This window comes from Escherichia fergusonii ATCC 35469, assembly GCF_000026225.1.
Classification (GTDB): domain Bacteria; phylum Pseudomonadota; class Gammaproteobacteria; order Enterobacterales; family Enterobacteriaceae; genus Escherichia; species Escherichia fergusonii.
The window spans coordinates 184,049-207,702 of record NC_011740.1 but is presented as its reverse complement, the minus strand read 5'-3'; the positions used below and the strand labels follow the sequence as shown (position 1 = coordinate 207,702).

General features: G+C 51.6%; 20 protein-coding genes. 7 read left to right on the top strand and 13 right to left on the bottom strand.

Features of this window, described 5'->3' with window-relative positions:
• The first annotated feature begins 6 nt into the window (after positions 1-6).
• The 3 genes from dapD (at position 7) to EFER_RS01165 (ending at position 2,241) form a co-directional block, all read left to right on the top strand.
• A complete protein-coding gene (dapD, locus tag EFER_RS01175) occupies positions 7-831 on the top strand; it encodes a 2,3,4,5-tetrahydropyridine-2,6-dicarboxylate N-succinyltransferase (protein WP_001186646.1) in 825 nt (274 codons plus the stop codon).
• A gap of 53 nt (positions 832-884) precedes the next feature.
• On the top strand, positions 885-1,697 hold the full coding sequence (yaeI, locus tag EFER_RS01170; protein WP_000633014.1) for a phosphodiesterase YaeI: 813 nt from the start codon (positions 885-887) through the stop codon (positions 1,695-1,697).
• Between the two features lie 157 nt (positions 1,698-1,854).
• Positions 1,855-2,241, top strand: a complete 387-nt coding sequence (locus EFER_RS01165; RefSeq protein ID WP_000272185.1) for a DUF3461 family protein — start codon at positions 1,855-1,857, stop codon at positions 2,239-2,241.
• A gap of 114 nt (positions 2,242-2,355) precedes the next feature.
• On the opposite strand, the gene cdaR is transcribed toward EFER_RS01165, so the two are convergent.
• The 3 genes from cdaR to dgt form a co-directional block, all read right to left on the bottom strand.
• Positions 2,356-3,513, bottom strand: coding sequence for a DNA-binding transcriptional regulator CdaR (gene cdaR, locus EFER_RS01160; protein WP_000929412.1), 1,158 nt, complete (start codon positions 3,511-3,513; stop codon positions 2,356-2,358).
• Positions 3,514-3,670: 157 nt separating this feature from the next.
• Positions 3,671-5,095 (bottom strand): serine endoprotease DegP, encoded by a 1,425-nt coding sequence (gene degP / locus EFER_RS01155; protein WP_000753932.1) that lies wholly within the window; start codon positions 5,093-5,095, stop codon positions 3,671-3,673.
• Between the two features lie 129 nt (positions 5,096-5,224).
• Positions 5,225-6,742 (bottom strand): dGTPase, encoded by a 1,518-nt coding sequence (gene dgt / locus EFER_RS01150; protein WP_000614290.1) that lies wholly within the window; start codon positions 6,740-6,742, stop codon positions 5,225-5,227.
• Positions 6,743-6,824: 82 nt separating this feature from the next.
• Between dgt and mtnN the strand changes: the two genes are divergently transcribed.
• From mtnN to EFER_RS01135, 3 genes are read left to right on the top strand one after another with little or no spacing between them, the layout of a single operon-like run.
• The gene (gene mtnN / locus EFER_RS01145; protein WP_000689837.1) at positions 6,825-7,523 is read left to right on the top strand and encodes a 5'-methylthioadenosine/S-adenosylhomocysteine nucleosidase; all 699 of its coding nucleotides are present in this window, start codon (positions 6,825-6,827) and stop codon (positions 7,521-7,523) included.
• A complete protein-coding gene (gene btuF / locus EFER_RS01140; RefSeq protein WP_000002269.1) occupies positions 7,516-8,316 on the top strand; it encodes a vitamin B12 ABC transporter substrate-binding protein BtuF in 801 nt (266 codons plus the stop codon). The genes mtnN and btuF overlap by 8 nt, the downstream gene beginning before the upstream one ends.
• Positions 8,317-8,351: 35 nt before the next feature.
• Positions 8,352-8,981 carry a TRIC cation channel family protein gene (locus tag EFER_RS01135; RefSeq protein WP_000964242.1) on the top strand — a complete coding sequence of 210 codons (630 nt, stop codon included), beginning with the start codon at positions 8,352-8,354 and terminating at the stop codon, positions 8,979-8,981.
• 60 nt (positions 8,982-9,041) lie between these two features.
• On the opposite strand, the gene erpA is transcribed toward EFER_RS01135, so the two are convergent.
• From erpA to EFER_RS24810, 4 genes are read right to left on the bottom strand one after another with little or no spacing between them, the layout of a single operon-like run.
• The gene (gene erpA / locus EFER_RS01130; RefSeq protein WP_001295564.1) at positions 9,042-9,386 is read right to left on the bottom strand and encodes an iron-sulfur cluster insertion protein ErpA; all 345 of its coding nucleotides are present in this window, start codon (positions 9,384-9,386) and stop codon (positions 9,042-9,044) included.
• Positions 9,379-9,444, bottom strand: a complete 66-nt coding sequence (gene yadW, locus EFER_RS23975) for a small protein YadW (RefSeq protein ID WP_128971877.1) — start codon at positions 9,442-9,444, stop codon at positions 9,379-9,381. Before yadW ends, erpA begins: the two co-directional genes overlap by 8 nt.
• A 23-nt stretch (positions 9,445-9,467) precedes the next feature.
• On the bottom strand, positions 9,468-10,889 hold the full coding sequence (clcA, locus tag EFER_RS01125; protein WP_000845378.1) for a H(+)/Cl(-) exchange transporter ClcA: 1,422 nt from the start codon (positions 10,887-10,889) through the stop codon (positions 9,468-9,470).
• A 14-nt stretch (positions 10,890-10,903) separates the two neighbouring features.
• Positions 10,904-10,954 carry a hypothetical protein gene (locus EFER_RS24810; RefSeq protein WP_370918659.1) on the bottom strand — a complete coding sequence of 17 codons (51 nt, stop codon included), beginning with the start codon at positions 10,952-10,954 and terminating at the stop codon, positions 10,904-10,906.
• A gap of 159 nt (positions 10,955-11,113) precedes the next feature.
• Between EFER_RS24810 and hemL the strand changes: the two genes are divergently transcribed.
• A complete protein-coding gene (gene hemL, locus EFER_RS01120) occupies positions 11,114-12,394 on the top strand; it encodes a glutamate-1-semialdehyde 2,1-aminomutase (RefSeq protein ID WP_000045283.1) in 1,281 nt (426 codons plus the stop codon).
• Positions 12,395-12,428: 34 nt separating this feature from the next.
• On the opposite strand, the gene fhuB is transcribed toward hemL, so the two are convergent.
• From fhuB to hrpB, 6 genes are all read right to left on the bottom strand, one after another.
• On the bottom strand, positions 12,429-14,411 hold the full coding sequence (gene fhuB / locus EFER_RS01115; RefSeq protein ID WP_000044018.1) for a Fe(3+)-hydroxamate ABC transporter permease FhuB: 1,983 nt from the start codon (positions 14,409-14,411) through the stop codon (positions 12,429-12,431).
• The gene (fhuD, locus tag EFER_RS01110) at positions 14,408-15,298 is read right to left on the bottom strand and encodes a Fe(3+)-hydroxamate ABC transporter substrate-binding protein FhuD (protein WP_012599873.1); all 891 of its coding nucleotides are present in this window, start codon (positions 15,296-15,298) and stop codon (positions 14,408-14,410) included. Before fhuD ends, fhuB begins: the two co-directional genes overlap by 4 nt.
• Positions 15,298-16,095 carry a Fe3+-hydroxamate ABC transporter ATP-binding protein FhuC gene (gene fhuC, locus EFER_RS01105; protein ID WP_001158929.1) on the bottom strand — a complete coding sequence of 266 codons (798 nt, stop codon included), beginning with the start codon at positions 16,093-16,095 and terminating at the stop codon, positions 15,298-15,300. The genes fhuD and fhuC overlap by 1 nt, the downstream gene beginning before the upstream one ends.
• A 50-nt stretch (positions 16,096-16,145) precedes the next feature.
• Positions 16,146-18,335 carry a ferrichrome porin FhuA gene (gene fhuA, locus EFER_RS01100; RefSeq protein WP_000124384.1) on the bottom strand — a complete coding sequence of 730 codons (2,190 nt, stop codon included), beginning with the start codon at positions 18,333-18,335 and terminating at the stop codon, positions 16,146-16,148.
• Positions 18,336-18,554: 219 nt separating this feature from the next.
• Positions 18,555-21,089 carry a bifunctional glycosyl transferase/transpeptidase gene (gene mrcB / locus EFER_RS01095; RefSeq protein ID WP_000918182.1) on the bottom strand — a complete coding sequence of 845 codons (2,535 nt, stop codon included), beginning with the start codon at positions 21,087-21,089 and terminating at the stop codon, positions 18,555-18,557.
• Between the two features lie 93 nt (positions 21,090-21,182).
• A complete protein-coding gene (gene hrpB / locus EFER_RS01090; protein WP_012599872.1) occupies positions 21,183-23,612 on the bottom strand; it encodes an ATP-dependent helicase HrpB in 2,430 nt (809 codons plus the stop codon).
• Positions 23,613-23,654: the final 42 nt, after the last annotated feature.

Genomic DNA, 23,654 nt, shown 5'->3' with positions numbered 1-23,654 from the left:
TTAACAATGCAGCAGTTACAGAACATTATTGAGACCGCTTTTGAACGCCGTGCCGAGATCACGCCAGCCAATGCAGACACCGTTACCCGCGAAGCGGTAAATCAGGTGATCGCCCTGCTGGATTCCGGCGCACTGCGTGTGGCGGAAAAAATTGACGGTCAGTGGGTGACGCATCAGTGGTTGAAAAAAGCGGTGCTGCTCTCTTTCCGTATTAATGATAATCAGGTGATCGAAGGGGCAGAAAGCCGCTACTTCGATAAAGTGCCGATGAAATTCGCTGATTACGACGAAGCACGTTTCCAGAAAGAAGGCTTCCGTGTTGTACCACCAGCGGCGGTACGTCAGGGTGCGTTTATTGCCCGTAACACCGTGCTGATGCCGTCTTATGTCAACATCGGCGCATATGTTGATGAAGGCACGATGGTTGATACCTGGGCCACTGTCGGTTCCTGTGCGCAGATTGGTAAAAACGTCCACCTGTCTGGCGGTGTAGGCATCGGCGGTGTACTGGAGCCGCTGCAGGCTAACCCGACCATTATTGAAGATAACTGCTTCATCGGCGCGCGTTCAGAAATCGTTGAAGGCGTCATCGTAGAAGAAGGTTCGGTGATCTCAATGGGTGTTTACATTGGGCAAAGCACCAAAATCTATGATCGCGAAACTGGCGAAGTCCATTACGGACGCGTCCCGGCGGGGTCTGTGGTTGTTTCAGGCAATCTGCCGTCGAAAGATGGCAAATACAGTCTTTACTGTGCGGTTATCGTTAAGAAAGTTGACGCGAAAACTCGTGGCAAAGTCGGCATTAACGAACTGCTACGTACCATCGACTAAAAGTCAGTACACGGGCAGCACGACGCTGCCCGATTTTTTTACAGGGATGAATGATGATCACACGCAGGCGTTTTTTACAGGCTGCCGCCGCGACGTTAACGGTGAGTTCAAGTTTCGGTTATATGCATTACCTGGAACCCGGCTGGCTTGAATTAACCCATCACCGCTTCGCCTTTTTTGAAGAAAAAGCCGCACCATTCAAAATTCTGTTTCTGGCCGATCTCCATTATTCCCGCTTTGTTCCGCTTACCTTGATTTCAGACGCCATTAATCTTGGAGTTGCACAAAAGCCCGATTTGATATTGCTGGGCGGTGATTACGTATTATTCGATATGCCGCTGAATTTTTCGGCGTTTGCTGACGTACTCTCCCCCCTTGCCGAATGTGCGCCGACGTTTGCCTGTTATGGCAATCACGATCGCCCCGTGGGAACGGTGAAAAATCGCTTGATTGGCGAGGCGTTAAAGTCGGCGGGGATCACGGTGTTATTTAACGAATCCACGCTAATCACCACTCAAAAGCAGCAATTTGAACTGGTTGGCACTGGTGATTTATGGGCTGGACAATGCAAACCGCCTCCCGCCAGCGAAGCAAATCTGCCACGACTGGTGCTGGCACATAATCCCGACAGCAAAGAAGTCATGCGTAATGAAAAGTGGGATCTGATGCTCTGTGGTCACACTCACGGCGGGCAGTTACGCATACCGTTGGTTGGTGAGCCTTTTGCGCCCATAGAAGATAAACGCTACATCGCTGGTTTAAACGCCTTTGGTGAGCGACAAATTTACACGACTCGGGGTGTCGGAAGTTTGTATGGCTTGCGTCTGAATTGCCGCCCGGAAGTGACGATCATGGAACTGGTGTAGAAAGCGAATTCTCTTATCAGAATAAAGCAGGTAATTTTTTGATTTTTAGACCATGATAAAAGTCTGGAAGAAAAGGCTTCCTGCGATCTCCGTCGAGCTAAACCGCCAGGCGAAATGCTAAGATAAGCACAATTACTGACTCTTTTGAGGTACCACTATGTACGACAATCTGAAAAGTTTGGGCATTACCAATCCTGAGGAAATTGATCGTTACAGCCTCCGGCAGGAAGCCAATAACGATATTTTGAAAATCTATTTCCAGAAAGATAAAGGCGAGTTTTTCGCCAAGAGTGTGAAGTTTAAATATCCGCGTCAGCGCAAAACGGTGGTCGCCGATGGTATTGGCCAGGGATATAAAGAAGTTCAGGAAATCAGCCCTAATCTCCGTTATATCATTGATGAGCTTGATCAAATCTGCCAGCGTGACCGCAGCGAAGTTGACCTTAAGCGTAAAATTCTCGACGACTTACGTCATCTGGAGTCAGTAGTGACCAATAAAATCAGCGAGATAGAAGCAGATTTAGAGAAGCTGACACGTAAATAATTTTGCATATTGCCATTCTGCCAGCCGGGTAAAGTATACGCTGAATAATTCGAGTCACCGTACATGCAACTTGAAGTAAGACGAGCATATTTCCCGGCATTTACTCTTTTTACCCTATCGCTGCTCATCCAGTTGTAACGCCACATACAACAATAACCTGTCATCAAAATTCCCCAGATCTAAGCCAGTGAGTTCCGATATGCGATTAAGCCGGTACTCCAGAGTATTACGATGGATAAATAATGCTTTTGAGGTTGCCAACGGCTGAACATTATGGCGAAACCACGCGTTCAGTGTGCGGCGCAACAGACCGTTATTATCCATCGCTTTAAGTCTTGCCAAAGGACGAGCAAGTTCATTTGCCTGCCAACCACCACGCAAGCTATCCAGCAGCACTGGCAACATCAAATCTTGATAAAAATAACTGCGGCTTTCCGGCATCCGTTGTTTTCCGACCATCATCGTCGTACGGGCCGTACGATAAGAACGTGCGATGCTGCCAGGTCCGGTGAAATAGTTGCCCAGCGCGACGCGAAAACGTAGCTGTCCATTCTCTTTCATACGTGAAATCAATTGTTCAACACGCTTGCGATGATCTTCAGCATCCCAGCGCCCAAACGGGTTTAGGGCCGGTTTGAGTACTACCATTTCCGTCAGAGAGACAATCGCAATCAGATTATTTCGTTCCGGGGTGGTAAGGGCGTTTTGTAATTGCTGCAACTCAGCCATCGCACTATCTACACCGAGCTGCCCGCTATCCACCTCCACAACCGCGACCACACGTGGCTGATTAAGATCGATACCCAGCCGCTGCGCCCACTCAGTTAACGCTGGTGTATTTTCTTCTGCCTGAATCAGATTCATCACCAACTCTTCCCGCAGGCGACTATCCTGGGCCAGCAGATGCATCAATCGTGACTGCTCAAGCATCATTTCGGAAGTCATACAGACCAGCTCACCATATTTTCGTAAATGCTCTGGTTCGCCCGTCAGACCAATGACGCCAACAATCTCACCTTCCAGCCGCAGTGGTAGATTTATTCCTTGTCGCACGCCGTGCAAATGCCGCGCCACGGCGTCATCAATATCCACAACGCGTCCTTGTGCAAGCACCAACAATGCGCCTTCATGCAATTCACCAATACGCTCACGATCGCCGCTGCCGATAATGCGCCCGCGGGCATCCATTACGTTGATATTGGTATCGATAATGCGCATGGTCCGCGCCACGATATCCTGAGCCATTTTGGTATCAAGATGCCATCCAGCCATAAGCCCTCCATTGTGCAGGGTTCTAGCATAAGGAGATGTTTAAATACCGACATTGTGCAATCGCACAAAGGAGAAGGAAGAAATATGGAGTTGTGGAGGGCTTCACATTATATAAAAGGGAACCCCTTCCTGTTTTTCAGGAAGGGGCTGTGGAGGATTACTGCATCAACAGATAGAGAGTGCTGTCGCCACGCTGAATGTTCAGCGCCAGAACAGACGGTTTGCTGTCGAGAATTTTACGCAGCTCTGCAATGTTTTTCACTGCCTGCTGGTTAGCACCAATAATCACATCACCTTTCTTCAGGCCGATCTGCGCAGCCGGGGTGCCCGTTTTCACGTTGTTCACTACCACGCCCTGATCTTTGCCCTTATTGCTCATCTCAGCGCCTTCAATACCGTTGAAGATAGAGCTGGAATCAACCTGATTCTGGCTGCTCTGCTGCAGCTCCAGATTCACCGTTACTGGTTTGCCGTCGCGCAGTAAGCCAAGGCTCAGTTTGCTACCGACAGGCATAGTACCAACCTGAGCACGCAGTGCGGCAAAGCTACTGATCGGCTTACCGTTCAGAGAGGTAATCACATCACCTGCTTTAATACCTGCTTTCGCCGCTGAGGAGTTCGGCATGACCTGGCTTACGAATGCACCACGTTGGGCATCAACTTTCATTGCCTTCGCCAGTTCAGAGTTTAACTCGGTGCCCATAATCCCCAGTTCACCGCGTTTCACCTGACCGAATTCAACCATCTGAGATGTCAGGTTTTTCACCATATTGCTTGGGATTGCAAAACCGATACCGATGTTACCGCCATCTGGTGCGAGGATCGCGGTATTAATCCCGATCAGTTCACCATTCAGGTTAACCAGCGCACCACCGGAGTTACCACGGTTGATTGCGGCATCCGTCTGAATAAAGTTTTCGTAGTTTTCTACGTTCAGACCGCTACGCCCCAGAGCAGAAACGATACCTGAAGTTACCGTTTCCCCCAGACCGAATGGGTTACCGATAGCAACGGTGTAGTCACCCACACGCAAGGCGTCAGAATCCGCCATCTTAATAGCAGTCAGGTTTTTCGGATTTTGAATCTGAATCAGCGCGATGTCAGAACGAGGATCTTTGCCGACCATCTTCGCGTCGAACTTACGACCATCGCTCAGTTGCACTTTAATCACATTGGCGTTATCAACAACGTGGTTGTTGGTAACTACGTAGCCTTTCTCAGCGTCAATAATGACACCTGAGCCCAGGGACATAAATTTTTGTGTCTGGCCGCCGCCATTTCCACCAGGACCACCCTGGCAGAATGGAGAACTCTGGAACGGAGAACCTTCCTGACAGAACGGGGAATCATCCCCAAAGAACTGCTGGAAATTACGCGGCATACGCGGCGTATTTACGGTTGTGCTACCTTCTACGTTAATACTGACCACCGATGGCATCACCTTTTCGAGCATCGGAGCCAGGCTTGGCATCTGCTGAGCTGACGCTGCCGGAGTGGCTTCAGCCGCCGTTGCAGAAAGAGGAGAAAGCGCCAAACCTAAACTCAGAGCCAATGCACTCAGTGCTAATGTGGTTTTTTTCATGTGTTTCAGTCTCGATTAACAGATAACGCAAAATTGCTGTGTTCCTCAGATTCGTTTTATAGCGCGAAGTTCCGAACTAAAGTTTCTGCAAAAAGTAAAAATTTATTGTCCGTCTTTACAAAAGCCTGGTTATTGTTCTACGGCCATCAGACGCCGGTACTCATCCCATGCATAAAGATCTGTCATACCGCTGATATAATCCTGCAGCAATCGGCAACGATAATAATATTCCAGTATCGGATATTCTGGCGAGTCAGACGATAATTTACCAACAGCTTCGACATATGCAAGGCGATGACGGGTTGAGAGCTTCTGAAATAAGCGAGACTCTATAGGAAAACGCTTCAACCTTTCTTTTTCTACCAATTCGGCAAAATCGGATAAAGGTAAGCTTAATAGCGGGCGATAAATTTCTAATAATCCGCTAATTACCCGATACCCTTGTAATTCTAACTGCTCGACCTCTGGATGGCTAAAAACATGTTTTTGCGCCACATTTTTATAAAGCTCCAGCAATCGGCTATAACTACTATTATCTTCCAACAGGGCGTGATTAAACGTTCCTTCAAAAATCTCCGCCAAATTATCAATAAAACGCTGCGCCGCATGCGGCACCAGTTTATTTAAGGTGTTTACCCGTAAATACATAAAAAACTGATCTTCTGTACTGCGACTAAGAGAATTCACGTGCGATTTTTCCCAGGCGTTTTCTACCACCTGAGCAAAGAGAGAACCTTTTTCGTGTTCTCCCCACGCTTCATGCAAGTGATGATAAAGTTGCTCGACGCTGAAAATGTTTTTTTCTACCGCATCTTCCAGATCAGCCACACAATAGGAGATATCATCGGCAGCCTCCATAATCCAGGTTAATGGAAAACGACTGTAAAGCGCTAAATTAAGTTCTTTACGTAATCTCGCAATATAGGGTTCTTCAGAAAGATAGTAGCCCGGTTTTTTCATTAAATAGTGATGAGTCGCTGGTGGTTGACCGCGCCACCACGCCGGGCGCGTGTATTTTAATATACCGCCAACTTGTGCCCAGGTGAGATTCATCCGCATCAATGTATGCACCAGGCGAATACCTTGTGCATTACCTTCAAAGTGGCAAAGATCCTGACGCACCTTACGCCGCAGCTCGTTTAACGTCTCTTCTCCTTCCCGCAAACGCAGTAATGCGACAATACAGCGGTCATCGCTAAGCGGTTGGCTTTCTGCATCTGCCGGAAACAGGCGCTGGCGAAACCAGTCATTAATTGCCGCCTCACCAAAGTGACCAAACGGAGGGTTGCCAATGTCATGCATCAGGCAAGACATCTCCACGATACTTTCAAATGGACCTGTCAGTTCATCAAGACCGTAGGTCTTCAGCAGGTCTTGCTCTTTCAGGCGGCTTAATATCTCTTTGGCGATATACCGCCCAACTTGTTGGACTTCCAGAGAATGAGTAAGACGTGTGCGCACCGCAGCGTTGCGCTCCAGTGGGAAGACCTGGGTTTTTTGTTGCAGACGGCGAATGGCTGGCGAGTTAATAATCCGCCCGCGATCACTTTCAAAGATCCGCAAAATTTCATGCTCGGTTTTCACCCCTTGAGGCGAACGATAACGACGATGCCAGTTTATTTTTTTTCGGAAATCAATCTGAATCATGTCCTCTCCCGCTGAGCATTACGCTTCCTTACAAGCGCATGATAAACTATGCCTTTAAATCTGACCTGGCGCGAGTATCTTTATGAAAATCGGTATTATTGGTGCAATGGAAGAAGAGGTCACGCTGTTACGTGACAAAATCGAAAACCGTCAAACCTGTACCATGGGCGGCGTAGAAATTTACACCGGCCAACTTAACGGCACTGAAGTAGCGCTGCTGAAATCGGGCATCGGTAAAGTTGCTGCGGCAATGGGTGCGACGTTGCTGATCGATCATTTTAAACCAGATGTCATCATTAACACGGGATCTGCAGGTGGCCTGGCTCCGACACTGAAAGTGGGTGATATTGTGGTTTCCGACGAAGCCCGTTATCACGATGCGGATGTGACAGCATTTGGCTACGAATATGGCCAGTTGCCTGGTTGCCCGGCAGGCTTTAAAGCCGATGATAAATTGATTGCCGCCGCAGAAGCGTGCATTGCTGAGCATAACCTCAATGCGGTGCGTGGCTTAATTGTCAGTGGTGATGCGTTTATTAACGGTTCCGTTAGCCTGGCGAAGATTCGTCACAATTTCCCGCAAGCCATTGCCGTTGAGATGGAAGCAACAGCTATCGCTCATGTTTGCCACAACTTCAAAGTACCGTTTGTGGTAGTACGTGCAATCTCCGACGTTGCTGATCAACAATCACACATTAGTTTTGATGAGTTCCTTGCTGTAGCTGCGAAACAGTCAAGTCTGATGGTTGAAACGCTGGTACAGAAACTGGCACATGGCTAATCTATCATTCAGGGCGCTCGCCGCCCTGTTCTTCTTGCTGCCACTGTGGCTTTGTGCCGCACCGCGTGTTATTTCCCTCTCCCCTGCCAATACTGAACTGGTTTTTGCCGCCGGGATCACGCCTGTTGGCGTCAGCAGCTATTCTGATTTTCCACCAGAAGCCAAAAACATTGAGCAAGTATCTACGTGGCAAGGAATCAATCTTGAACGCATTGTCGCTCTAAAACCAGATCTCGTGGTCGCCTGGCGTGGCGGTAATGCCGAACGGCAAGTTAATCAGCTCTCGTCGTTAGGTATAAAAGTGATGTGGGTGGATGCCTCAAACATTGAACAGATTTCTGATGCGTTGCTCAAACTTGCACCATGGAGTCCACACCCGGAGCAAGCTACGCAAGCCGCAGAACACCTGCTTGCCGAGTACGAAAGCCTCAAATCCCAGTTTGCCGGTAAAGCGAAAAAGCGTATTTTTCTGCAGTTCGGCATCAATCCTCCATTTACTAGTGGAAAAGACTCAATTCAAAGCCAAATTATTACCCTTTGTGGCGGAGAAAATATCTTTTCCGATAGCCGGGTTCCCTGGCCACAAGTCAGCCGTGAACAGGTACTGGCACGTGCTCCTCAGGCAATCGTGATAGCAGGAAACTCGAGCGATATTCCTAAAATCAAACAATACTGGGGCAATCAACTACAAATCCCGGTTATTCCGCTAAAAAGTGACTGGTTTGAAAGAGCAAGCCCGCGTATTATCCTCGCAGCAAAACAACTCTGTACTGCCCTTTCACAGGTTAATTAGAGTCTGCCTCGCAGGCTCTCAGTGGGGATTCGACTATGCTTGTCTATTGGTTGGATATTGTAGGCACAATAGCATTTGCCATCTCCGGCGTTATATTGGCCGGAAAAATACGGATGGACCCGTTTGGCGTGCTTGTTCTGGCTGTCGTAACTGCTATTGGTGGAGGCACCATCCGCGATATGGCGTTGGATAACGGCCCCGTTTTTTGGGCGAAAGATCCCACCGATTTGGTCGTCGCTATGGTAACCAGCATGGTGACGTTATTTCTGGTTCGTCATACCCGAAATGTTCCGCACTGGATTCTTCCAGTACTCGATGCCATAGGTTTGGCTGCGTTTGTCGGCATTGGCGTCAACAAAGCATTCGCAGCCGGAATAGGCCCCGTTGTGGCGGTAACAATGGGGGTGATTACCGGTGTCGGCGGTGGAATTATTCGTGATGTACTGGCCCGCGAAATACCGCTAATCTTGCGCACAGAAATTTACGCTGTCGCCTGCATGATTGGCGGCATGGTACATGTCACAACACTTATCGCATTCAGCGTTCCTGCAGATACCGCCTGTCTGATGGGTATGGCGGTCACATTATTAGTACGCCTTGCAGCAATACGCTGGAATTTGCGCCTGCCTACTTTTGCATTAAACGATGAACGACGTTGCGAGTAGTTAAACGAAAATGGCCCACAAATAACACATTGTGGGCCATAAGAAAGAATCGTGATTTGATCAGATGCTGAAAGAAGAGCCGCAACCGCAGGTGCTTTTCGCGTTCGGGTTGGTCACGATGAAACGAGAACCTTCCAGACCTTCGGTATAGTCAACGGAACCGCCGACCAGATATTGCAAGCTCATCGGGTCAACCACCAGGCCTACGCCCTGTTTTTCGATGGTCATATCGCCTTCATTCACCTGATCATCAAAGGTGAAACCATACTGGAAGCCGCTACAACCGCCACCGGTGATATACACGCGTAATTTCAGATTCGGGTTATCTTCGTCAGCGATCAGGCTTTTAACTTTGTTGGCTGCTGCGTCGGTAAACTCCAGCGGCAGTGCTACGTCATCACTCATATTTTGCTCCAAACGACATCGGCAATTGGGCAAATTCTGACCCAATAATAATCGCCATTATCTAATACCCTGGTATTTCGTTCAAGTATTCTCGCTGGCTGATGCGGCCTTGCTTCGCGCCAGTTGTTCCGCTTCCTGTTTTGCCAGCGTGCGCGCAAGAATCGCCGAGTATAGCGGTTTCCCGCCGGTAAATTGTGCTAATAGCGTTGCGCCAAGACCGGTAATAATCATTGGCAAAATGAGCTGATAGTTATCGGTCATCTCCAGAACCAGAATGATCCCCGTTAACGGCGCGCGAATAGAAGCCGCCAGTAACGCCCCCATTCCGGCAATAGCAAACGTCCCCGCCTCAAGGTGATATTGCGGAAACAACTCAACGGCAACCATTCCGAAAGCAGTACCCAGCACAGTCCCCAGCGCCAACATCGGGGCAAAAATACCGCCCGGCGCACCGGAAGAGAAGCAAAGTAAGGTAGTAATGACTCGCGCGACGAAGATAAACACCAGCATTCCCATGCTGAAGTTCCCCGCCGTGGCGATAGGAATCAGGTTAAAACCGCCGCCCGAAGTTGCTGGTGCCACAAACCCCAGCAATCCACACAAACCGCCAATCGCACCGCCCATTATCACCCATTTAGTAATATTGCCGCCGTGCACACGGTGCAGTAAATCCTGCATCCCCAACACCCATTTATTAAAAATGGGGCCAAAAATGCCAAAAATAATACCGAGGATCAGATAAAGCCATAGCGTATTAAGCGGCGCGTCAGAAAGTTTACCGACGTCAATCAGCGCAACTTCATGATTAAAAATCCGGTACATAATGGTCGACATAATGACACCAATAAATACCGCTTTAATCGAAATTAACGTATAGCGAAACTGCGGACGCATCTCTTCGATAATAAACAAAATACCCGCCAACGGCGCATTAAAGGCCGCAGCCAGACCCGCTGCTGCACCGGTTGCCAGCAGCGTATGGCGCGCCTCATCACCTTTCAGGCGGAATATATCAAGCACCATCCGACCGATATTACCGCCGATCTGCACGGTTGGCCCTTCACGCCCCAACACCATGCCGCCGCCGAGTGTCCCCAGCCCGCCAAAGAATTTCACCGGCAATACACGCCACCAGCGAACGGGACGTTGATCTTCCAGCGCCCCTTCAATTTCTGGGATCCCCGAGCCACCGGCTTCCGGCGCGTATTTGCGCACCAAAAAGTAGCCGAACATCGCCAGCACCGCCGAACAGAGAAAAGCGACGGTTAACAGTAGCGGATAATTATCGGCAGTATGGACCAGCGCCCCCATCCGTTGGTTCTGCAACCAGGAGACGCCCTTATCAAAAGCGACAGCCGCCAGACCGACAAGCGTACCGACGACAGCTGCCATAAACAAAATGGCTAACGGGGTTTTATCGCGCTCAAGAAGTTGGCGAATCAGTTGTCTGCGTCGCAGGCGCGCAGCCTGTGGTATTTCTAAAGAGGGAGTATCAGTTTTCATCCAATGATCACTTATTAGTCATACAAATAAGATGACGGCATTTTACTCGCACGTTGCGTGAAAATCCTTTGCAAAGCGTAATGTTTCAAATGCGTAAAACTTTTATACTCTTATGCGTCCAGGTTGCATAAGCACAGGCAACCTGATGTTTGACGAGTACTTAACTTGTTATGAATAACATAGAATAGCAGCCATTCACTTTTTCTACGAATCAGGAACCCTCCATGAGTAAGTCTGAAAATCTATACAGCGCAGCGCGCGAGCTGATCCCTGGCGGTGTGAACTCCCCTGTTCGCGCCTTTACCGGCGTGGGCGGCACTCCACTGTTTATCGAAAAAGCGGACGGCGCTTATCTGTACGATGTTGATGGCAAAGCCTATATCGATTATGTCGGTTCCTGGGGGCCGATGGTGCTGGGCCATAACCATCCGGCGATCCGCAATGCCGTGATTGAAGCCGCCGAACGCGGTCTGAGCTTTGGCGCACCGACCGAAATGGAAGTGAAAATGGCGCAACTGGTGACCGAACTGGTCCCGACCATGGATATGGTGCGCATGGTGAACTCCGGCACCGAAGCGACGATGAGCGCCATCCGCCTGGCCCGTGGTTTTACCGGCCGCGACAAAATCATTAAATTCGAAGGTTGCTACCACGGTCACGCTGACTGCCTGCTGGTGAAAGCCGGTTCTGGCGCGCTCACTTTAGGCCAGCCAAACTCTCCGGGCGTTCCGGCAGATTTCGCCAAACATACATTAACCTGTACTTATAACGATCTGGCCTCTGTACGCGCCGCGTTTGAGCAATACCCGCAAGAGATTGCCTGTATTATTGTCGAGCCAGTAGCAGGCAACATGAACTGTGTTCCGCCGCTGCCAGAGTTCCTGCCGGGTCTGCGCGCACTGTGCGACGAATTTGGCGCATTGCTTATCATCGATGAAGTGATGACCGGTTTCCGCGTGGCGCTAGCTGGCGCGCAGGATTATTACGACGTGGTGCCAGACCTCACCTGCCTGGGCAAAATCATCGGCGGTGGAATGCCGGTAGGCGCATTCGGTGGTCGTCGTGATGTGATGGATGCGCTGGCCCCAATCGGTCCGGTCTACCAGGCGGGTACGCTTTCCGGTAATCCGATTGCGATGGCAGCCGGTTTCGCCTGTCTGAATGAAGTCGCGCAGCCGGGCGTTCACGAGACGCTGGATGAGCTGACAACACGTCTGGCAGAAGGTCTGCTGGAAGCGGCAGAAGAAGCGGGAATTCCATTGGTCGTTAACCACGTTGGCGGCATGTTCGGTATTTTCTTTACCGACGCCGAGTCCGTGACGTGCTATCAGGATGTGATGGCCTGCGACGTCGAGCGCTTTAAGCGTTTCTTCCATATGATGCTGGATGAAGGTGTGTATCTGGCACCGTCGGCGTTTGAAGCGGGCTTTATGTCTGTGGCGCACAGCATGGAAGATATCAATAACACCATCGATGCTGCACGTCGGGTATTTGCGAAGTTGTAATGATTTTGCCTCGCCCACCGGGCGAGGCATTTTATTAACGGCTCTGCTTTCTCAACAAATAAATAAAATATGGCGCGCCGATAAACGTCGACAGCAGCCCCGCCGGGATCTGGAACGGAAACAGCACCATTCGCCCGCACCAGTCTGCGAACACCAGCAACAATCCCCCCACCAGCGCCGAAATCACAATATGCGGCATCGTCCGTCGAAATCCCATCATCCGCGCAATATGCGGTGCCATCAGACCAACAAAACTCAACGGTCCAATGGTCATTGTCGCGGTCGCCGTCAGGCAAGCCGCCAGCAGCAGTAGCGCAATTCGCGTCGGCGTCAGCGCCATTCCCACGGCTCGTGCGGTATCACCTCCCAGCGGTAAAATGGTCAGCCAGCGGCGGCACAGCGGGGTAATCGCCAGCAAAATCACCATCACAATTCCGGTGCGCCAGACCTGCGCATCGGTCGCGTTGTAGGTCGAACCGGAAATCCAGGTCAGAACTTGCGCCATTCGCGGGTCACCACTTGCCTGCAACATCATCAAAAGCATGGTGAACGCGGTACTTAACGCCATCCCCGCCAGTAACATGCGGTGTGGAGAAAATCCACCGCGTCCGGCGGCGATCATAATGATCAACAGCGTCACCGCCGCCCCGAGACTTCCCGCGGGTAACAGCCAGCCAAAGGCATTACCCGGCACCAGAAACAGCATTAACACCACGCCAAACGCCGCGCCGGAGCTAATCCCCAGCACTTCCGGGCTTGCCATCGGGTTTCCGGTCAGCCGCTGAATAATACAGCCCGCCACGGCCAGCATGATGCCCGCAAACAGTGCCGCCATAATTCGCGGCCAGCGCCAGGGCATTAAATCATCGAGCAACGCCCCGCTCGCCCACGTCCAGCCGTGCGCATCACGACCAAACGACAGCGCCACCACCACAGCCATCAACAGCAGCACGCCGCCAGCAAGGGCAAACGCCAGCACATGTTGGCGTTCAGTCGCAACACGATCGTTGGCCTTCATATCCGGCGCACTGATGCTGCGTAAACGCGGCAGCAGCCACAGTAACAGCGGCGCACCTATCAACGCAGTCACCGAACCGGTAGAAACTTCCATCCACACGCGAGTCAGCCAGAGGATGATTTGATCGGAAAGCCAGAGGATCAGCGCACCAATCAGTGACGCCAGCAGCAGTCTTGGCAGCAGACGCCGCGCCCCCAGCATTTTTGCCAGCAGTGGCGCGAACAACCCGATAAAGCCGATAATCCCCACCGCGTTCACCAGCAGAGCACTGATGACTATCGCCAGCGACAGCGCCGCCAGACGCGCGAGCGATAAAGCCAGTCCGAGATTACGCGCCACGCCATCATCAAGCCCCATCAGGGTTAATGGACGAAGTAGCAGTAACGTCAGCATCACGCCGCCCAGCAGCTGTGGCCATAAACGCTCAACGCCGCCCCAGTCGGTTTGCGTTAGCGTTCCGGTACTCCACAGGAACATGCTTTGCAGCTGGTCGTGATGGAAGATAACCAGTAGCTGATTAATTGCCCCACAATAAAGGCTCACCACCAGCCCCGCGAGGATCAGTGTTACCGGCGAAAGCCGTTTCCCCCACGCGACGCCAAAAACGATTAAGCCAACAACGCAAGCGCCCGCAAGCGCAGCAAACTGGCTCGCCATCGCACCAGGGATCGCCCAAAGCGTCGTGACGGTAATCCCCAGTTGCGCGCCTGTTGCAACGCCCAACGTCGTCGGTTCCGCCAGCGGGTTACGCAGCACTTGCTGAAACAGCACGCCCACCAGTCCCAGACCCGCGCCCACCAGCAGCGAAATCGCCAGACGCGGCAGCAAGCTGTAGTGAAAAATCATCTGCTCGATGACATCGATATCTGGCGACCAGGTGGCCTGCGCCCACTGGCTACGCGGCAGCGCCTGCGAGAAGTTCATCCAGGTGAGCATCGCTGCGGCAATCACCAGCAGCGCCAACAATAACGCCGGGAAAAGCGCAATACGTTTACTCACGCTTTACCTCCAATGGCGTTATCCAGAATACGCACAAAATGCATTGCCGAGAGCGTCGCACCATAAAACCAAACTGCGGGGACGCGCTGAAAGCGTCCGGCACGGACAAACGGCATGGCCTGCCACAGCGGGGTTGCCATTAGTGCGTCCATGTCTTTGCTGTTGTCGTGATCAAAACAGAGCACATCAACGTCCTTATACGCTGCCAGACGATCGATACTGACGGCAGTACTGCCCCAGAAGTTGGTTTCTCCTTGCCAGGCATTTGGGATGCCGTACTCATCGAGAATTTCCTGGAACAGGCTGTTCGGGCCGAAGACCAGCATATGGCGCGGATCGATAAGCGTCGTCAGCAATAACGGGCGCGCACCACGCTTCACAAAGCGGGGTTTCATGCTGCGGATGAAGTCTTCATAGTGCGCTAAATGCGTTTCTGCTGCGCTTTGCAGGTTAAGCAAATCTGCCATTTCCGTCAGCGATTTACGCGCCATCGCCAGCGGCTGTTTGCCGTCGCTGAAGTTAAATCCGCGCCCCGGCGCAATACGTGCCAGCATTTCTGGCGAAGGGCCATACCCTGCCGACCAGACCATAAACGACGGCTTCATTTCGGTCAGCAGTTCAAGGTTAGGTTCTGTCCGCAAACCGACGTCAATCACCGATTCAGGTAATGGCGGTTCGCTGACCCACAGGCGATAGTTGATGGTATCCGCCACGCCGTAAGGTACGATGCCGAGCGCCAGCAGTAATTCCACCGGCAACCACTCCAGCGCCACAATACGATTGGGATCAATAGCCGCCGCGTGGGCGGTATTCATCTGCCATAACAACGGAGAAAGCGCCATCGCCGTTAACAGTCGACGGCGCGAAATAAGAGGTAAGCCGCTCATCAATAAACAAAACTCACAGGTGCAGCACCCGCCGGATGCGGCAAAATACCCATCGGGATGCCATAAATCATTTCGAGGGTTTCGCCGCGCATAATTTCCGCAGGCGTTCCCTGAGCAATCATTTCACCGCCGCGCAGGGCGACCAGATAATCACAGTAACGCGCAGCCATATTGATATCGTGCAGCACGGCAATGACCGTCAGGCCACGCTCCTGACTTAAACGATGCACCAGCGCCAGCACATCAACCTGGTGGGCGATATCCAGCGCCGAGGTCGGTTCGTCGAGCAACAGACAACGGCTATCCTGCGCCACCAGCATGGCGATCCACGCCCGTTGACGTTCGCCGCCAGAGAGGCTATCGACCAGCCGATGCGCCAGCGGTTTTAAGCCAACCAGCGAGATAGCCTCTTCGACCTTTTCGCGATCTGCCGCACCAAAGCGCCCCAGCGCGCCATGCCACGGGTAACGACCAATCGCCACCAGTTCACGCACCGTCATCCCTTCTGCCGGAGGAAGCTGCTGCGGCAAATAAGCCACTTTGCGAGCAAACGCTTTGCTGCTCCAGCTTTCCAGCGGCTGGGCATCAAGAAGAATCTCCCCTTCCGACGGCGGTTGATGACGGCCAAGCATTTTGAGCAGAGTGGATTTACCAGAACCGTTGTGACCAATCAGACCGGTCACTTTCCCGGCAGGAAAGGTTAACGACAGCGGATGCAAAAGCGTGCGCCCGGGCACACGAAAGGAGATATTACGCAGTGCAAAAGTGGTATCGGAATGATTCGTGTATTCCTGCATAACAGCCAACTTGTGAAACGGGCACGGAAATCCGTGCCCCAAAAGAGAAATTAGAAACGGAAGGTTGCGGTTGCAACGACCTGACGTTCTGCGCCCCAGAAGCAGCCATAGGTCTGGAAGCAACTGGCAACATACTCACGATCGAGCAAATTGTTGACGTTAACAGCAAGGCTGGATCCCGCCATACCAAAGCGTGCCAGATCATATTTTACAACAGCATCCATTACAGCTGCGCTACCCACTTTAAAAGTGTTTGTCGGATCACCATAGCTGGAACCAATAAAACGACCACCTGTTCCCAATGTTAAACCAGAAAGCGGCCCTTCATTGAAGGTATAATCCCCCCAGAGAGATGCCATATGCTCCGGTACTTGTTCTGGAGTTTTACCTTTGAGATTAGTATCTTTGGTGTATTCCGCATCGGTGTAAGTATAAGAAGCCGTCAAGTTAATATTGGCATTTAACGCGGCTTTTGCTTCAAGTTCCACACCACGAGCGCGAATCTCACCTGCTGGGACTTGCGCTAACGGGTTTGTTGGGTCTGCTGTCAGGTTATTTGTTTTCGTCAATTGATAGACTGCGCCCGTAACAACGACCGGCATATCATTCGGAACATATTTTACGCCAGCTTCATACTGTTCACCTTTCGATGGCTTATAGGAAACGCGCGGGTTGCTCCATAGATCGAAAGCACTCGGTTCAAAGGACTGGCTATAGCTAAAGTAAGGTGAAATACCATTATCGAATAAGTAATTTACACCACCGCGCCAGGTGAACTGATGATCATTGCGCTCAATATAACCTTCAGTCGGCGTATAAGAGTTTTCACGAACAGTAGTCGCTTGCTTAGACCAATCGTAACGTCCCCCTAGAGTGAATACCCATTTATTCCATTCCGCCTGATCCTGAACATAAATACCTGTTTGTTTGCTTTCATTCATCTGGTATGGCTCTGCGCTACCAAATGCAAAGTATTCAGGAGAATATTTGTTATAAAGATCGATGGATGGTGCGGATCCAAAGCTGGCATTGATATCATTGCGCATACGCATGAAGTCAACCCCTGTCAGCAAAGTATGCTCGACTTCACCTGTAGCAAATTTACTTTCAAGTTGGGTATCAACGCTAAAGTTTTGCAGACGCTCATTATCCACCACTGTCCCGCGGTTTAGGGTATGACCATCGGCGGCGATCCCTGTGCCATAAACACTTTTCTGTGAGGTTTTCATTTCACTGAAACGCAGATTCTGACGCACGGTGAAGGTGTCATTAAAACCATGTTCAAAACTATATCCCACCATTTTCTGGTTACGGGAGTATGTATTATTCGACGCACCTTCATTGAAGTCAGTCGGTAGACGCTTACCATTAGGCAATGGCTCAACGGTCCCCTCTTTCGGCAACCAACCGTAATAACCCGTTTCAGGTTCATTCTGGAAATAGGACAGGAAAGTAAAATTAGTTTTGTTGTCCGGACGCCATGAGAATGATGGAGCAATGGTATAACGCTGAGATTCAGAGTTTTTCTGCTGTTCGTTTGTTGAGCGTGCGAGGCCAGTCAAACGGTAGGAGAACTCACCGTTATCATCCAGTGCATCACTGAAATCGAATCCGGTCTGAAACAGATTATCCGTCCCCATTTTAAACTGAATTTCTTTCAGGGGTTCAGTTGTCGGACGCTTACTCACCATAGAAATAATCCCACCAGGATTACTTTTCCCATAGAGAACAGACGTCGGACCACGCATCAGTTCAACCCTCTCGAGCATGTAAGGATCAATCACAGCATCGTTATAAAAGTTGCCCTGAAGTTTTAGCCCATCAAGGTAGTTATTTTGATTCAGACCAACAGATGAGAAACCACGAATGATAACAAAATCATATGTATTAGAAGCACCACGACTGCTAACCGTAACACCAGGTGTATAACCTAATGCTTCTTTTACAGACTGAAATTGATGCATCTGCATCTCTTCATTTGTCACAACCGAAATGGACTGCGGCGTTTTTTCAATTGGTGTATCCGTTTTAGTCGCAGTAGCAGAGTGCTTCGCCGCAATAGTTGCAGCCGGCCCCCATGCGCTTTCTTGCGGCGCTGGTGCAGCGGTAACGGTGATAGTGTCTTCTTTCGGTTCAACCGCTGCCTGTGCATAAACAGACATGCCGCTAACCGCTGTGGCTACTACAACTGCAATTTTACGCAGTGAGTGTTTTGGCTGAGCAGTTTTGGAACGCGCCATTGGTATATCTCTGATGTAAAGTGAATGATAACGTAAACGAGAATGATTATTATAAAGATGAGATAATATTCGAAACGCTGGCGGGTTCGCAAGCGGTACGCAATCTGAGCATTCCTGAGGGGTTAATAAACAATCAGATGAAAAAAAAGGGTTAATACTTTGGGTAGGATGTTATTTTACCGGATGGCGACTCGCCATCCGGTATGTCACGCTTAGACGTTAATTACTACCAAACATATCCTTGATCCAACCTGCTACGCCGTCACTGTCTTTCTGCTCTTGCTGAGCAGGTTGCTGTTGCGGCTGTTGCTGCGGCTGAGAAGACTGATCAAACGGATTGCCTGACGGTTGCTGCTGCATCTCACTCTGCTGGCACAGCGATTGCGGATCGCTGGTCCAGACCGGTAAGACACGCATGCCACCGCTGCAAACAAAGTTGCCGTCATAGTCCACGCCCATATCTGCAATGTCTTCTGGCGGAACAAGATTCAGCGGTGTTGGCGTCTGGTTAGCCAGATAACGCTGATAAATCGACATTGCCCCGCTGGCTCCATACAGTTTGGTCGGCTGGTTGTTATCACGGCCTACCCAAGTGATAGTCACCGTGCTGCCGTCAATGCCCGCAAACCAGGTATCTACGTTGTTGTTGGTAGTACCCGTTTTCCCTGCCAGATGCAGATTTGGATATTTCGCTCCAAGCTGACGCCCCGTACCGCGTTGTACCACCTGCTGCATGGTCCATAGTGTCAGATACGCCGCCTGAGCCGGAACAGCGCGTTCCGCCTGCGGGAAGCTCTGATACAGTACCTTGCCATCTTCCGCGATTACCGAACGCAGCGCAGAAAGCGGTGCTCGGTTACCACCACTAGCGATGGTCTGGAACGCCTGCGCCACTTCGATTGGCGTTAAGTTCAACGCCCCCAGCAACATTGCCGGAACCGGATTCAGCTGATCTTTCGGTACGCCCAGTTTAATCCAGGTATCCGTAACCGCAGGCAGACCCAGCGCCATCCCCAGATTCACCGTCGGCACGTTCATCGAACGTGTCAACGCATCCACCAGCATCACTCTGCCACTTTCGCTATAACGACGATCATCGTTCTGCGGTGACCAGACCTGGCCATTCGGCTGACGCAGCGCGATTGGCGCATCGGCAATCCACGTGTTCAGGCGATAGATTTTCGGCTGGCTTAAGGCCGTCAGATAAGTCGCTGGTTTTGCAAGGGAACCAATCGAACGACGCGCCTGCATCGCACGGTTGTAACCTGCAAACTGCGGCTCAGAACCACCGACCATCGCACGAACTTCACCACTAAAGCGGTCGACGACCACAATTGCCGTTTCCAGATCGCTTAACTTACGCTGTTTCTTCAGTGCCGGAATGCCTTCCACGGCGGCTTTTTCCGCCGCGTCCTGAGCCACCGAGTCAAAGGTAGTGAAGATCTTCACGCCGGAGAGATCTTTTACCTTATCGCCTAATTTCGCCTGCAGCTCCTGACGCACCAGTTGCATAAAGGCTGGCTGTGGAGAGATTACGCCACCGCGCGGCTGAACGCCCAGCGGACGTGCACTCAACATGTCATAGAGCTCTTGATCAATAATCTGCTGTTGTTGCAGCAGACGCAGCACCAGGTTACGTCGCTCCAGCGCCAGTTTCGGGTTACGCCACGGGTTATAGATCGACGCCCCTTTCACCATACCAACCAACAGCGCCTGCTGGTCGAGACTCAGCTCTTCTACCGGGCGACCAAAGTAGTACAGACTCGCCAGCGGGAAACCGCGGATTTCGTTGTCGCCGCTCTGACCGAGATACACCTCGTTCATATACAGCTCAAGAATGCGGTCTTTGCTGTAACGCGCATCCATGATCAGCGCCATGTAGGCTTCGTTCGCTTTACGCCAGTAAGAACGTTCGCTGGAGAGGAACAGGTTTTTCACCAACTGTTGCGTCAGCGTACTCGCCCCCTGTACCGTGCGTCCGGCGGTCAGGTTTGCCAGCACCGCACGTCCGATGGAGTAGAGACTGATCCCATCATGCTCGTAGAAATGACGGTCTTCTGTCGCCAGCAACGTATCCACCAGCAAATCCGGGAAACCACTGCGCGGCACAAACAGACGCTGCTCACCGTTTGGCGAAGAGATCATGGTGATCAGACGCGGATCAAGACGGAAGAAACCAAACTGACGGTTGTTCTCCATATTGACGATCGTCGACAGGTGATCGCCATCAAAGGTCAGACGCGCACGTACCTGCCCTTCTTTACTGTCCGGGAAATCAAACGGACGGCGGATCATCTCAATGCTGTTGGCCTGCACGGTAAACTCGCCAGGGCGCGTCATTTTCGACACCTGGCGATACTGGGTCGCCTCCAGCAGCTTCACCATCTCGTTTTTGCTGATGGTCATATCTGGCTCAAGGTTGACCATTCGGCCATAAACAGCCGCAGGCAATTGCCAGACTTTGCCATCAATACGGCTACGAATTTTTTGATCGAGATAAACGCCGTAAATGGCGATCAGCACGGCAAAAACGATAGCCAGTTTTAGCAGCAGCCATAGCCAGCCGCGTTTGCCACGAGGCTTACGCCCTTTGCCTTTGCCCTTACCTTTGCGCGGCATCGGTTCTTCATCCTCATAGTCATCATAATCGTCGTAATCATCGTCATCTTCGTAACGACGACGGCTTACCTTTTGTTTGACCGGACGCGTCGGTTTCCCTTTGCGTCCAATTGGCTCGCGGTCATTCCCGGCCATGCTTTTTCTCCGCAATATTCAGGCGCAAAAGCCCGATTTTCTGTTCTTCTGTAACAAGACAGAAGAAGATATCTCTCAAATTTACTTTGGTCTTCATGAATACTTTTTCGTCCGTCGCGTCGGTGCGGTATTTGCCGGATCATCCGGCCAGACGTGTTTGGGATAACGCCCTTTCATCTCTTTTTGCACCTCGCGATACGCTCCTTTCCAGAAGGCGCTCAAATCTCGTGTGATTTGCAGCGGCCTTTGGGCAGGAGAAAGCAACTCCAGCACCAGCGGCACGCGCCCCTGGGCGATCGTCGGATTGGTGGCCTCGCCAAACATCTCCTGCATTCTCACCGCCAGCACGGGCGGGTTATCTTCATGGTAACGAATGGCGATCCGGCTTCCCGTCGGCACAGTGTAATGCGCAGGCAATTCACTATCCAGACGTTGCTGCATCCCCCAATCAAGTAATCCGCGTAGCGCCTGATAAATATCGAGTGATTTCAGGCCGCGTAGCGAATGTACCCCTGTCATATGCGGCAGTAGCCACGTTTCCAGCGTCGCCAACAAACTTTCATCATCAACCGCTGGCCAGTCATATTCTGGCAACCACCTGGCGGCGCATAACAAACGCAAGCGTAGCCGTTCCGCTTCCGCCGTCCAGTTGAGCACGCTTAAACCTTTATCACGAATGCCGTTAAGCATCGCCTGATGCAACTCGTCTTCTGAAGGCTTCGCCAGCGGCTGCATTTTTACCGTCAGTTGGCCAATTTGCAGCCGACGCCATGCTTTCAGCGTACCTTGCACATCATCCCACTCCACGGTGTCCGATTGCTGCACCAGCTGCGGACAGCGTTGTACTAATTCATCGATATCGACCAGTAGCGCCAGTAAAATCCGCGCATCCGGCGAGGCGGTGCCCTGCAATAATAACGGTGCGATCAGCCATTCGTGGCGGCTTAGCGCATCGTCGGCATCGAGCATCGCCCCCATGCCGTTTGCCAGTTGATAGCGTCCATCTTGCCCACGGCGGCGAGCAATGCGATCGGCAAACGCTCCGGCAAGTAACGGTGCGATAAGCGAACTGTCTGACTCACCGCCGCATACGTTTAAGCGCTTTAACAGTTGCTGGCTACGTTGCTGCCAGGCTGGTTGATTACGCGAAAACGCCACATCCAGATCGATATTGCCCATCCGTGGTGGCTCTTCGAGAATAGCGGCAATTTTTGCAGCGGTAGCAGCTTCGTCGTCGCTCTTTGCGCTCACCAGCATTGCCGCTAAACGCGGATCGTTACCCAGCGTCGCCATTTTCTGCCCTTTCGTGCTTAGCCGTTCACCGTCCATCGCCCCCAGCATCCGTAACAGGCGTTTCGCGGCCTGTAAATTCACGGCTGGCGGTTGATCCAGCCAGCTCATCTGCGTCGGATCGCTGCATCCCCATTGCAGTAATTCCATCAGCAAACCGGAGAGATCGCTTTGTAAGATTTCCGGTTCACTTTGCGCGGAGGCGCGTTCTGCTTGTTCTTTGGCGATTAAATGTAGACAGATCCCCGGCTCCAGACGTCCGGCACGCCCCGCACGCTGCGTCATAGATGCCTGACTAACGCGTTGAGTAATCAGCCGCGTAAGCCCCGTGCGCGGATCAAAGCGCGCCACACGTTCCTGAGCACAATCCACCACCAGACGAATACCTTCGATGGTTAAACTGGTTTCAGCAATATTGGTTGCCAGCACCACTTTGCGCATCCCTTCTGGTGCCGGAAGGATCGCTTTTCGCTGATCGTTCAGCGACAACGCGCCATACAGCGGGCAGAGCAACACATCACTACCGATGCGCGAAGCCAGTTGTTCCTGAACGCGATGAATTTCTCCGACACCAGGTAAAAATAACAGTAATGATCCGCGTTCCTGACGCAGCAATTCAGCGGTGGCAACCGCCACGGCTTCATCAAAACGCTGATGAGCGGGCAGCGATAAATAACGGCGTTCAACCGGAAACGAGCGCCCTTCTGAGATGACGACGGGCGCTTCTGGCAGCATCTGCTGCAAGCGGTCATTGTCCAGCGTAGCCGACATAATCAGTAGTTTAAGATCATCACGCAGACCTTGTTGCACATCGAGTAACAGCGCCAACGCCAGATCCGCCTGCAAGCTGCGCTCATGAAACTCATCGAGGATCACCAATCCAACGCCGCTCAGTTCAGGGTCACGCTGGATCATGCGCGTCAACACGCCTTCGGTAACTACTTCCAGGCGAGTATTTGGCCCGACACAGTTTTGCGAGCGCATCCGGTAGCCAACGGTATCACCTGGCTTTTCGTTAAGCAGCTCCGCCAGTCGTTGCGCAACGTTACGCGCCGCCAGACGACGCGGCTCCAGCAGGATAATGTTTCCGTTAATGCCGGGATGCGCCAGCAGTTGCAGCGGCAACCAGGTTGATTTCCCGGCCCCGGTTGGCGCACTTAATAACACCTGCGACGCACAATCAAGAGCGGTAAGTAATTCAGGTAAGACGGCAGCAACGGGCAACGACGACACAAAACGCTCCAGAGGGTTAACAATCTTCGCGCCACATTGTAG